At 68.8% G+C, this 12,294-nt stretch carries 8 protein-coding genes; 3 read left to right on the top strand and 5 right to left on the bottom strand.

All coding sequences use genetic code 11. The features are described 5' to 3' along the window. Window positions 1-3,995, bottom strand: a 3,995-nt coding sequence (locus ENSA7_RS44755) for a hypothetical protein (protein ID WP_181234576.1), incomplete at its 3' end; no start/stop codon positions are given. 199 nt (window positions 3,996-4,194) lie between these two features. Here ENSA7_RS44755 and ENSA7_RS39685 point away from each other — a divergent pair. Together ENSA7_RS39685 and ENSA7_RS39680 are read left to right on the top strand one after the other, a co-directional pair. Continuing rightward, entirely contained in the window at window positions 4,195-4,500 is a 306-nt protein-coding gene (locus tag ENSA7_RS39685; protein WP_106094653.1) for a ferredoxin family protein, read from the top strand. A 48-nt stretch (window positions 4,501-4,548) separates the two neighbouring features. After that, window positions 4,549-5,802 carry a saccharopine dehydrogenase family protein gene (locus ENSA7_RS39680; protein WP_244924061.1) on the top strand — a complete coding sequence of 418 codons (1,254 nt, stop codon included), beginning with the start codon at window positions 4,549-4,551 and terminating at the stop codon, window positions 5,800-5,802. Between the two features lie 20 nt (window positions 5,803-5,822). On the opposite strand, the gene ENSA7_RS39675 is transcribed toward ENSA7_RS39680, so the two are convergent. The 4 genes from ENSA7_RS39675 to ENSA7_RS44750 form a co-directional block, all read right to left on the bottom strand. Beyond that, window positions 5,823-6,989, bottom strand: coding sequence for a hypothetical protein (locus tag ENSA7_RS39675; protein WP_106094652.1), 1,167 nt, complete (start codon window positions 6,987-6,989; stop codon window positions 5,823-5,825). 94 nt (window positions 6,990-7,083) lie between these two features. Next, on the bottom strand, window positions 7,084-8,724 hold the full coding sequence (locus ENSA7_RS39670) for an IgGFc-binding protein (protein WP_181234575.1): 1,641 nt from the start codon (window positions 8,722-8,724) through the stop codon (window positions 7,084-7,086). A gap of 77 nt (window positions 8,725-8,801) precedes the next feature. Next, window positions 8,802-10,298, bottom strand: coding sequence for a hypothetical protein (locus ENSA7_RS39660; RefSeq protein ID WP_181234574.1), 1,497 nt, complete (start codon window positions 10,296-10,298; stop codon window positions 8,802-8,804). A 221-nt stretch (window positions 10,299-10,519) separates the two neighbouring features. After that, window positions 10,520-11,410: a hypothetical protein gene (locus ENSA7_RS44750; RefSeq protein WP_181234573.1), complete on the bottom strand. Its 891-nt coding sequence runs from the start codon at window positions 11,408-11,410 to the stop codon at window positions 10,520-10,522. Window positions 11,411-11,575: 165 nt separating this feature from the next. Between ENSA7_RS44750 and ENSA7_RS39650 the strand changes: the two genes are divergently transcribed. After that, a partial coding sequence (locus tag ENSA7_RS39650) for a Rieske 2Fe-2S domain-containing protein (RefSeq protein ID WP_146158684.1) occupies window positions 11,576-12,294 on the top strand: 719 nt, incomplete at its 3' end.

Genomic DNA, 12,294 nt, shown 5'->3' with positions numbered 1-12,294 from the left:
GGGGCCGACGGCGCTGGGGCGGCCGGCATCGGGGGCGCAAACCCGGCCGTAGCAGCCGGTGGACCCGAGGGCCCGCCGCCGCCGTAGGCTGCGGCCTGCATGGCCCCAAACCCGAGCGTGTCGGTGGTCGTGAGCGCGCTGCCTTGCAGGGCCGTGTCGAACAGCGCGTTGTCGGCTTCGACGTCGGGCGGCAGCAGATCAAAGCGATCTTTGACGTCGCGCGAGCCAGGCTCGCGCTCGCCCTGCACGCGGCCCGCCAGCAACAGGCGCTCGAGCGTGTTGAGCCGACCGTAGGCCCACGGCTCGAGGTAGCCGCGCAGATCGTTGCCGAGCAGGTAGTGATCCAAGAAGGTCTTGTCGCGCTTGTTGGCCAGGTACGGCGCGATCACCCGCCCGCAGAACGCCGGGTCCTTGCGCGCCAAGAACAGGTTGAGCTCGTGGCAGGCGTACTTGCTGTAGTTCTCGCGTTGCTGCTCGGGCGTGAGCGAGGGCCAGCGGGTCACGAACTCGAACTCGCGCAGGTGGCTGTCGTTGGTCAAGGTCAGCAGCAGGGCGTGGGCCTTGGCGACGCTGTCGATTAGCTCGAGCTTGGCGGTGCGAATGTCGTCGAGCACCAGCTGCGCGCCGGCGCCCAGGCTGCTGCGTCGCTTGCGTTTGACGAAGTGCTCGGTCGGCGCGAGCGCGTCGAGCAGCCGCAGGTCGCGGGGCGCGAGCGCGGTCTCGGGCAGCAGCAGCTGCCGTGAGGCGAGCGCGACCGCGTTGACGACGACGATCTGGATCAGGTGATGCCCGGCCAGCGCCGCGCGATCGATCACGACGACGCCGTCGTCATCGAGCTCGAGGTTCAGCGCCACGTGGGCGGGGGTCGGCAGGAAGTCGAGGTTGTTGGCGGGCGCGCTCGCGATCGCGCTGGCCTCCATGGGCTCCGGCGCGGCGTCCGACTCTGCGAACGCGTCGCTCGACTTGCTCTCGTAGCGCTCGCCAGCCCTGGCGTCTTGGGTGCCCGTCGAGGTCGTCCGAACCGCCCACGGGTTGAGCAGCAGGCCCGGGCGCTCGAGCATGTTGCCCGCGAACACCTTGGCGCGGCCGCGCTCGAGGATGTAGCGGTACTCGTCGCCGATGTCCCGACCCGAGAGATACAGGCAGCGGCTGCGCCCGATCTGCGTGACGATCGGCTGCGGGAGTCGGAGCCGATCCAGGGCCGCGTCGGCCGACTTGGGCGCGACGAACCGGCTGGCGAACACGTGGACCCTGGTGTCGGCGTCGGCTCCGGCCACGCGCACGCGGATCTGGTCACTGGCGAGCTCGACGTTGGCCACGCGCAGCGGGTCGGCCGTGCGCAGCTGCAGCTGTCGCTTGGCTGACAGCGCCCACCCCCGCGCGGTCGCCTGACCTCCCACGCGCAGCTGCACGCGACGGTGGTCGTGGCCGAGCACCAGCTCGTAGTCGCCGGGCTCGAGCCCGGGCACCCGGAGCGTGCCGTCATCGGCGAGCGAGACCGCGTCGATGTGGTCGCGCAGGTAGCCCGTCCCGCGGCGCTCGAGCAGCGAGACCACCGGGCGGTCGAGGTCCGGCGGTCGCGGCAGCACGAGCTCTTGGCCCGCCGCGATGTGCAACGTTGCGGGAACCGTGTCTGCCGCTCGCGGCAAGCTCCACGATGCGGTCGCCTGGCCGCCGAGCGTGGCCTGCAGGTCGCGGATCTGCGCGAGCTTGCCAAGCTCGACGCGCCCGCGCGCGTCGGTCTGCAGGGCGACCTGCATGCGCGCACGAAAGTCCACGTGCGCGACGCTGACGTTGACTTGAAGATCCGGCCGCGGCTCACCCGACTTGCCGAGCGCGTACAGGACATGCCCGTCCGCGGTCGCGGCCAGGTGCAGGGCGACGATCTCGGCGCCCAGGTCGATCTGGTTGATCGTCATCGAGCTGGCGTCGGACAGCTCGATCTCGCGCTGCTCGGTCACGCTGCGGACCTTGGCGGTGACGCTGAACGCGAGCTGGTGGAGGTCGTCCGGCACCTTGAACGCGTGCACGGCCTCGGCCCCGCGGTTGAGCTCGAGCGCCACGCTGACGCTCGACTTGGTGCCGTGGCGATCCGTCGAGCTGATCGTGAGCTTGGGGGACTGGATCAGGCCAGGCGAGACCGGCAGGCCGTTGAGCGTGAGCGTGGCCCGCACGACCACGTCGGCGTGCGCCCCCGCGATCAGCTGCTCGCGCTCGACGTGGATCCCCGCCGTGAACTCATAGTGCTCGGCGCGCGGACGGAAGCTGGTGATCGTGGTCGCGTTGGCGTGGCGAAGCAGGATCTTGGTCGCGGAGCCGCCCGCGCCATAGGGGATGCGGATGTCACCGTTGGCGTCGGCCTCGTACTCGCGGCCGCCAAACCACGCGCTGGCCGTTGGGACCAGCTGATCATCTTCGTCGAGGATCGTGAGCACGTGTCCGGCCGCGCTGAGCCGCTCGACGTAGCGCAGGCCACCCTTGCGCAGCAGCGCGCGGCTGCTCTTGCCCCCGCCGATCAGCTCGATGACGTAGGTGCCCGGCCGCGTGAGCGACGGAAAGCTCAGCGTGCGGGCGACCCGGCGCAGCGGCGGCTCCTGGTACTCGAACACGCGCTCGTCGTTGGCGACCAGCCCGTCGAGATCCACCCCCGTATCGACCGCGCGACCGTGGGCCTGAAAGTACGCCAGGGTGTTGATCTCGAACACCTTCACGACCAGCGCGGGCACGTTCTTGACCCACGCGTGGAGCTCGACCGGCGCGCTCGCGGCCACGTAGCGCGGGTTGTCGGGGCGCAGCTCGATGTCGACTCGCCGCTCGAGCGCCCCGTAGTAAGTGGGATCATCGAGCATCGAGTACCAGCGCTCCTGGTCGCCCGTACCCGCGAGGATCTTGGTCTGCGCGAACAGCCGCCGCAGGAACTCGCTGTCCAGGTAGGGGCGGTAGGCGTCGTAGTGGTTGAGCTTGGGATCCGCGAAGATCTGCGCGAGGTAGTCTGCGACCAGCGGCGTGTCGTCGCGGACCACCGACAGCCCGGTGCTGGACTCGTAGTCGTGGCCGAATTGCGCGAGCGCGTATTGATGCGCCGTCCGGTACGCGCTGGCCACGTACGAGGCCTGGCGAGGCAGCTCGATGTAGTCGTCGAAGCGCGCGCGATCGTAGACGCCGTGGCGGCGGTCAAAGTCGAGGCGGTGGTAGAGCACGTGCAGCTTGAGGCTGTTGAACGCGGCCGGCAGCGGCGTCACGAACCTGACCAGCGCGTCGAGGTGCGCGCGCATGAGCTCGGGATCCGCGTCGAGATCGACGTCGGGCGCGGGCCGCAGCCGCGACAGTCGGGTCTCGACGAACCGACGATCCTCGTGCAGCGAAGGCCGGGCGGCCGCGAGCGCGTCGAGCTGCGCGAGCGTCATCAGCGTGTGCACGGCGAGGCTCCCAAACCCGCTCGAGTGCGGGTCAGCGAGCTCGCGCAGCACGTGGGCGACGAGCTTGGGGTAGTCGGGTCGCTGCATGCGTTGCAGCAGCGCGCGCAGCTGCGTGAGCGACAGCGAGTCCGACTGCGCCAGCCACTCGAACGCCCGATCGTTGAACCCGTCGAGGTTGTTGTGATGGCGAACGGCGTCGCGCTCGAACGCCTCGCGACTGATCCACGCGGGGTCGAGGCGCGTCGGCAGGGCCCGGTGGGCGTCCTCGATCTCGCGTTGGTGGTCGAAGGTCAGGTTCAGGCGTCGACGGATGTGCTCGAGCGACGCGGCCGGATCGATGGGGAAGCCGAGCAGCGCCTCGCGGTCTCGGATCTCACGGGCGCGGGCGGTCTCGCCGTGGCGCTTGACCCACGCGTCGAGCAGCTTGGCGACCGCCGCCCGGGCGCCGTCGTGGGCTTGATGCTGCAGCGCGAGGCAGTGATGAAAATAGTAGTCCTCGGTGCCGGGGATCAGCTGGGTGAGGGCGTGGCTGCGGTCATCCGCGAGCGCGAGTGCTTCGAGTTGCTCGATATCCATGGGCGTCCGCGTGGGCGCAAAGTCTACTGGATCGCGCCGTGCCTGATCACAAAACCCCGGGCTCCCGTCGGGTGAGCGCTCGCGGTGACGCAAGCGGCACAATGTTAGTGTGGCCCGGCAGCGACGGCGGCCCCGGGCGGCGAAGCTTTTCGACTATGCTTGGTCACGCTGGGTCCACCGCCCCCGCCCAGGAGACTGCATGACCTTCGTCGTCACCTCGAACTGCCGCGGCTGCCGGTTCACCGACTGCGTCACGGTCTGTCCCGTCGACTGCTTCCACGGCGACGACGAGATGCTCTACATCGATCCCGACGAGTGCATAGATTGCGCCGCGTGCGTGGCCGAGTGCCCGGTCGAGGCGATCTACGCTGACCTCGAGCTCCCGAACTCGGAGTCGAAGTGGCTAGCGGTCAACGCCGAGCGGGCGCCGTCGCTGCCTGTCGTGTGCGAGCGAGCCGAGCCGCTCCCCGGCGCGCAAGATCGCAAGACCAAGCTGGGATTTTAGCGCGCGCCGATCGTTTCTGAGCGGGCACGAGTCGAGTAGGGTGCGAGCGTGAGCACCGACCTGAGCGATCGTGAGTTCGACATCGTCTGCTGGGGCGCGACCGGGTTCACCGGCGGGCTGGTCGTCGAGTACCTGCTCGAGCACCACGGCCTCAAAGGCCTGCGGCTGGCCCTCGCCGGGCGCGATCGCAACAAGCTCGAGGCCCTGCGTGATCGCTTGACCGCGATCGACGTCGCTGCTGCCGAGCTGCCCCTGCTGGTCGGCGACAGCCACGACCGCGCCTCGCTCGACGCGATCGCCCGCCGCACCAAGGTGGTTTGCACGACCGTCGGCCCCTACGCCAAGTATGGTGAGCAGCTCGTGGCGGCCTGCGCGACGCTCGGGACCCACTATTGTGATCTGACGGGCGAGGTCCAGTTCATCCGCCGGATGATCGACCGCCACGATGAGGCCGCGCGCGCGAGCGGGGCACGGATCGTCAATTGTTGCGGCTTCGACTCGATCCCCTCCGACATTGGGACCTACATGCTCCACCGCGCGTTCGAGCAGCGGGGTGGTCAGGTCCAGCGGGTCCGCATGTTCGTGGGCGAGACCAAGGGCGGCGCGAGCGGGGGCACGATCGCCTCGGGCCTCTACATCGCCGACGAGGCCAAGCGCGATCGTTCGGTGCTCCGGACCTTGGTCGAACCCTATTCGCTGTATCCCGCGGGCGAGCCTCCCGGTCGCGACAAGCGCGACCAGGCTGGCGTTCGCAAAGACGACGACCTCGGCATGTGGACAGCGCCGTTCGTGATGGCGGCCGTCAACGCCAAGGTCGTTCGCCGCAGCAACGCGCTGCTCGACTTCGCCTATGGCCGCGACTTTCGCTACGAGGAGTCGACGAGCACGGGCCCGGGCCTCAAGGGCCTGCTCGGCGCCGCAGCGGTCACCGCCGTGATGTCGGCTGCGATCCCGGCGCTGAGCTTTGGGCCCACGCGCAAGCTCCTGGAGAAGAAGCTGCCCAAGCCCGGCGAGGGCCCCAGCCGCGAAGCCAGGGAGCAGGGCTTCTTCGTCGCGCGGTTGATCGCAGACGGCGTGGATGCCAGCGGAGATCTCATGCAGCTGCGCGGACGGGTCGAGGGGGTCAACGATCCCGGCTACGGCGAGACCGCCAAGATGCTCGGCGAGTCGGCGCTGGCGCTGGCGTTTGATCCGCTGAGCTCCCCAGGTGGCGTGCGGACCCCGGCTTCGACCATGGGCGACGCGCTGCTCGAGCGACTGCGGGCGGCGGGGATGACCTTTCGGGTCGAGGACCGTGCTTAGTGGGGCTCGACGTTCGGCTACTACCCCAGCGAAAGCTCAGTCCAACCCGCCGCCGCGCCGATGTAGAGGCGCGGGCCCACGACCAGGATGACGCGCGTGTGGCTGATCGCCATGGCTGGCTCAGCCGCGTCGAACGGCGCCGCGAGACCGTCGCCGATCCGGGCCGCCTCGCGGCCTTGCAACGACCACAGGCCCGCGGCGCTGGCGAGCATGGTGACGCCTTCCGTGTGCACCATCGCGTAGGGCTCGTATCCGACGTCGAGCACGAACACCCCGCGGCCGGCTGGGTCGACGGCGCACAGACCTTCTGGCTGGCCCTCGTCGCAGGTCTGGAACCCGTAGCTCCAGCCTTCGGTGGCGGCGACGCGGCTGTGGCCGTCGTCGTGGGGCCAGGGCAGCACCGACCACGCGCGCTCGGTCACGTGTCCTCGCCAGCGCATCTGGTAGCCGCCCCCGCAGCCCGCCTCTTCTCCGTCCATGAGCGTCAGTGAGCCATCGGGGCCGATCGCCAGGTCGTCGAACTCGCTCAGGTTCATGGGCCGGCGACGCACGGTCCAGTCGCGCCCGGTCGGGCTCACGATCATGACCGCGTGCTCGTCGAGGCCGAGCTCATCGGGGTCATCGAGCGGCTCATGTTCTGGCGGTGGCGGCGTCCCCTCGGGCAGGTGGCCGAGCACGACGATCTGACCTGCGCCCGCGTGGATGCTGCTCGCGTGCTCGACCGGGAGCGGCGTGGCCGGCTCGATGCCGTCGTGGTCGTTGACCTTGGCGAGCGCGTTGGTGGACATGAGCAGCCACAGGGTGCCCTTGGCATCCATGACCATGTCTTTGATGTGGGCCGTGTCGTCGTCGCGGCTCAGCTCTCGCGCTGCGCTGTCCTGGCCGACCCACAGCCGCCGCCCGTCGCTGACGGCGAAGCGCGTGTGGGCCGGGTGGCCCGCCGCGAACCGGACCGCGCCCTGACCCTCGGCGGCAGGCTCCGCGATCGGGGCGGTGATCTCGGGCTCGGGTGGCGGCGCCTCGACCTGGGCGCGATCGGGTCGCACGCGGTAGTCGAGCGTGGGGAGCTCGTCGACGTTGCTGTGCGGGAGCGACTCCGCGGCGGGCGGCGGGGCCGTGCAGCCGGCGATCGTCAGGGGCCCGGCGAGACCGAGCGCGAGCGCGAGACGAGCGAAGAAAGAGCGCATGGGGATCAGACGGCGGGCGAGGGGCCGCCGATTCCCTCGAGTGTAGCAAGCGCCCGCGCCCGCTTGGCCCCGCGCGCTCCGGCGCCGCCGGAGGTCAGCCCACAGGGTTGGGGTTGATGACCCCCGTCCCGGTCCCGCCCAGGTACGCGTAGCTGTCCCACTGATCGTAGCCCACGATGATGATCGAGAACTTGTTCTGATCACCATCGAACACGTGGATCCCGTCGGTGACGGGGACCCGCGCGACCTCGAACCCGCTGTCGGCCACGGGGATGAACAGCGCGTCGCTGATCGGCGCGCCATCGAGGGTGATCGTCGCGCCCGTTGGCCGCGCGAGCACGGCCACGTCGTTGTTCCAGGTCCCGGGGACCAGCACGACGTAGCGCGGCAGGAACTGCTCGATCGGGCTGAGCTGGACCATGGCTGGATCGCCGGTCCCGGCCCCAGCGTTCTCCGATCCGGTCATGTAGTTGAGCACGGCGATCGGCTTGTCGGCCTCGATCTCGAAGTCCCCGGGGGTCTGGGCGTTGCCGCCGACATAGAACTCCACGGTCTGGCCGGCCTGCAGCACGAAATTGTTGTTGGGGATCCCGGTGATCGCTGGATCGGTGGTCAGCGTGATCGTGGTGGCGTCCTCCGAGGCGTAGATCTGCCACAGCGAGGTGTCGCTGGCGCTGCGCGGCGGCACCCGTGAAGCGATGAAGTGCTGGCCCCACAGCCGCACGCCCGAGAGCTGCTCTTCGAGGTGATCGCACGCATACACGTTGGTCGGAATGAAGGTGCACTCGTTGCCCGAGAACACCGCGACCGGGTGATCAGGATCTGAGGTCACCCGCGTCCCCGTGAGCCCCATGTTCATGGTCTTGGTCATGACCTCGGCGATGTCGCCCTCGTTGAGGTTGACCACGAACGGCACGCCAGCGGGGCTGGGTGGGATGTTGGGCCCGGCCAGGGTGATCGCGCTGGGGGTGATCGTGACCTGCGTGCCGTCGTGGGCGGCGACGACGGTCAGGTACGCGCCCTGCACGGAGCCGTCGTTGGTGACCTTCCACCCGACCACATGGTTGATGCTGTCCCAGGTCGGGACCGGGTACAGCATCGAGGCGTCGGACAGGTACGAGCTCGCGCCGTCGATCGGGTTGAACTGGTAGGCGATGATCGGCACGTCCGAGCTGACCCGGTACGCGCCGCCGACCTTGACGCCGCTGTCGTCTTGGCTGAAGGCCGGCAGGTTGAAGGTGTACAGATCGAGGGGCGCGACCGCGGCTGGCCCGGCGATCGTGTTCCACACGCCCCCTTGCTTCTGCTCGACCTGGACCGTGGCCATCTGGGCGACCTGCACGTTGGACACCGCGATCGCGAACTGCTGGTTCTCGACCTGGTCGTGCGAGTCGAGATCGACGCCGTAGAACAGGCAGCCCACCGTGCTCTCGCCGGCCTCGGCCTGCACGCAGGTCTCGGGGATCACCGGGGCCATCGGGCTCTCCGAGTCGGGGATCTGGCCGAGGTCGAGCTTGAGGCCGCCATCGTCCGCGTCGCCGTCCCCGGTGTCGCCGTCGCCGTCGCCGTCGCCGTCGCCCGTGGTCTCGAGCGTGCTGTTGGTGTCGACCCCGTCGCCCGAGCTCGTGATCGTGAAGATGCCGCCGCTGCCGGCGTCGCCCCGTTGTTCGGGGCCACCACCGCAGCCTGACAGCATCAACAGCGCGCACGGAAGGGCAAGGTCACGGCAGTCCATGGGGGCACTCTACCCCCTGACATTCGGTGGCGGCTAGCAATCTGCGCCACCGAACGCCCTGCCGGACTTGCCGCAGCTCACTTGGGCGGGACGACGACGGTCTGGATGATGCCCGTGAGGCAGCCGATCGCGTCGGAGAAATCCGTGTCGCAGATCGACTCGATGCAGCACCGGATCTTGTCGCCGTCGTTGAGCGCCTCGCAGACCTCTTTGACGCGCACGGGTGGGATCGCCTGGCCGGTGAACCCGCCCATGCCGTCTTCGCCCGTGCACCCGGGGCCGACGCCGAACTCGAACTCTTTCTTCGCGGCGTTGCTGTTGTCACCGGGCAGGATGTCGCCGGCTGGGTATGCGCCGTCGATCCACTGGCGGTACTCGAGGTCCAGGACGCCGCCAGCCGTGGGCTGGAAGGGTGGGTTCGGGTTGTGCGCGGTGACCTCCGGGACGCCGAGGATCCCGAGCATGATCACCTCTTTGTTTTGATCGTCGATGACCTGGTTTTGCAGGTAGTTGAGGTACCGGGTCAGCGGGTGGAGCACGCCCTTGTCGGCCGAGATGCACTCGGAGTACACGCCGTTGCCGTCCGGGGCCCCGCAGTCGACGCCCGCGTTCCAGCACACCGCCGAGGTCGCCTGGGTCTTGGTCCCCGTGTCCGGGTTGACCTCCCAGTAGGTGTTCATGTTGGCGTCGGTGAAGAACGAGTAGCCGTCGGGCGAGCGCACCGAGCAGTCGGCCTCGTCCGTGATGATCGCGATCGCCAGGATCGCGCCATCACGCAAGAACGGCTTGGCGCCCTGGTTCCACGAGGCGCCGGTGTAGACCGCCTGCAGCATGGCCTCGAGCGGTGCTTCGTAGCCGCAGCCGACGATGCCCTGCGGGCCAATGCAGCTGAGCGCCCCGCGGACGTCGTCGCCGGGGATGTTGGTGATCGAGCCCATCGGCCCCGAGAACTCGATGAAGGCGCCGTTCGAGGGCTCGATCGGGATTGGGCAGTCGCAGGCCTCGGGGAACGAGGGCGGGTTGCTGCCGAGCCCCGTGAAGTACTCGAGTCGCTCGCTGCACGCCGTCGCCTGCGGCGAGCCGACGGCCGGCTCGTAGCCCGGGATCTGGAATTGTGTGCACTGCGGGTGCCCGACGTCGGTCGTGGTGACCATGATGTGGACGTCGGGGTTGAGCAGCTCGCCGTCCTCACCCTCGAGCATCTGCAGCTTGTCGATGAGCAGCGGGAAGTTGGCCGACAGGTTGACCTGCTCCTCACCCATCGTGCCCGAGTTGTCGATCACGAACAGCAAGTCGACCTGGTTGCAGGTGCCGTCGCCCGACGAGCAGCCGCCACCGCCACCGGAGTCGGTGTCCTCGAGGTCGAGGCAGCCACCGGGCGGGCAGCCCGTGGAGTCGGCGGTGGTGTTGTCGTCGCCGTCGCCGTCGCCCGTCGTCTCGAGGGTCGCGGTGAAGCTGGTCACGCTCGACGTGGTCTCGTCGTCGTTGCCGGGGTCGTCCTTGCAGCTGACGGTGAGCCCAAGCAGCCCGGTGAGACCAGACAGCAAACACAGATTAAAGGTCGTCCTGCGCATGATTCTCATCGTCGGCCATGAGCCGACGCCGGGGCCAGCTTACGCCGGTTCTACGAGAAATTGGAGAATCTGGAGAATAGCGTCAGACGCTCGCTCACGTGGGCCTGGGCGGGCGCTGTGGGGGTCGTGTCCAGGGGATCGCGCGAACGCATGAGGGGGACCGCGCATGCGATCCCCCTCGGGTGCGAGCCGTGAGCGGGCTCAGTGGTGGTGGTGGTCGCTCACGGGCACACGCACGCGGGCGCGCCGACGAGCTCACGGCTGACCTCGGTGCCGACGAAGTTCCAGCGGGTCGTGGAGTTGCCGTCCATCTGGACGACCGTCGGCGGCATCGTGAAGCTCGAGAAGTCGTTGGTGAAGGTGAAGGTGTCGATCGGGTGGTCCGTGACCTCGTCGACTTCCTCGGGGACGCCGTTCATGAACCCGCCGAGGCCACAGAGTTGGCCTTCGCAGAGGATCGTGCCCTGGCTGTGGTGACCCTGGATCGCGGGCGGCTCCCAGAACACGGAGTCACCGTTGATGTCGCCGCTGGTGACCCCGCACGCCACGGGGCCGGCGTCGTTGATGAGGTCGGTGGTCACCGTCACGGTTCCGTCGACGACGAAGTTCATGACCATGTCGTACTCGTTGATGAACGCCTTGCCACCGGGTTGTCCGTCGACGTCCTGGAAGTGCAGCACGAAGCTCCCCGGGCCCACGTGGTCGTCTTCGTCGTAGGGTTCCTGCAACACATTGTTCTGATTGCCGGCGTTCAACGGCGTGTCGCTGATCTCGAACTCGCTGCCGACGAGGTCGTAGGTGATCTCCCAGACCTGGCAGCTGACGGGGTCGCCATCGCCATCGCCATCACCATCACCATCACCGTCGCCGGTTGGGTCGCCGTCGCCGTCGCCGGGGTCGCCGTCGCCATCACCGGGGTCGCCATCGCCAGAGGGATCGCCGTCGCCGTCACCGGTTGGGTCGCCGTCCCCATCGCCGGTTGGGTCGCCGTCGCCGTCCCCAGCGGTCTCGGTCGCGTCGGCCGTGCCCGAGTCGGCAGAAGAGTCACCGCATGCCACGAGTCCGAAGCAGGTGAGGGACAGACCAAGGAGTAGGGGGGTCGCGTAGCGCATGGCCGATCTTAGAGTCGGCGAAATTTGCGCGATCATGATCGAGATCACACTGGGTGAAGCCGCGGGCCAGGGCGCGACTGCGGCCGATATAGCGGTGCGAACCAGCCCGCGCACCCGTGGAGGCTCGCGCTCGGTCGGGTTGGCCGGCGCTGCTATCGTGGCTTCGTGGACGGACCCATCAGTAAGGTACGGCTTCCGATCGCGGCGACTGGCAACAGCTCGGCGGCCCGCGTGCTCGATGATTGGTACGTGGTGGCCACGTCGGGCGAGCTCGACGCGCGTGGGAGCAAGCCGCTCGCGGTCAAGCTGTATGGGATGCCGATCGCGGTGTTCCGCGACGCGAAGGGCGAGCTCGGGGCGCTGCTCGATCGCTGCCCGCATCGCAACGTGCCGCTGTCTGACGGGACGGTCGAAGGCCCGCTGCTGCGCTGCAGCTACCATGGCTGGGCGTTCGACACCGCGGGTGTGTGCCGCGAGATTCCGACCTCGTGCGGTGAGGTCGAGGGCAAGGCGCGCGTGGTGCCACGGTTTGCGGCGCGGGAGCAGGATGGGGTCGTGTGGGTCTACGCCACGCCCGACGTTGAACCGGTCCGTGAGCCGTACGTGTTTCGCTGGGTTCGCGACCAGCGCTATCAGTCGGGGCGCGAGACCTTCGAAGTGGAGGGCACGATCCACGCTGTCGCCGAGAACGCGTTGGATGTGCCGCACACGGCGTTCTTGCACAGCGGGCTGTTTCGCAAGGCTGGCGGTGGCAACCGTATCGAGGTTGTGGTTCGGCGCTGGCACGATCGGGCGGAGGCTGAGTATATTGGGGAGCCGCGTCCGCCCGATCGTGCCAGCGCCGAACCACAACCTCGATACGGTTGCCACCGCCAGCCTTGCGA

Origin of the sequence: Enhygromyxa salina (assembly GCF_002994635.1) — a bacterium.
GTDB lineage: Bacteria > Myxococcota_A > Polyangia > Nannocystales > Nannocystaceae > Plesiocystis > Plesiocystis salina_B.
The sequence above is the reverse complement of the archived record's forward strand: the minus strand, read 5'-3'. Positions and strand labels throughout refer to the sequence as shown.

Coding starts and splice junctions, on each gene's coding strand:
- ENSA7_RS39685 (WP_106094653.1), top strand. CDS start 4,195: ATGACCTTCGTCGTCACCTCGAACTGCCGCGGCTGCCGGTTCACCGAC.
- ENSA7_RS39675 (WP_106094652.1), bottom strand. CDS start 6,989: ATGCGCTCTTTCTTCGCTCGTCTCGCGCTCGCGCTCGGTCTCGCCGGG.
- ENSA7_RS39670 (WP_181234575.1), bottom strand. CDS start 8,724: ATGGACTGCCGTGACCTTGCCCTTCCGTGCGCGCTGTTGATGCTGTCA.
- ENSA7_RS39660 (WP_181234574.1), bottom strand. CDS start 10,298: ATGCGCAGGACGACCTTTAATCTGTGTTTGCTGTCTGGTCTCACCGGG.
- ENSA7_RS44750 (WP_181234573.1), bottom strand. CDS start 11,410: ATGCGCTACGCGACCCCCCTACTCCTTGGTCTGTCCCTCACCTGCTTC.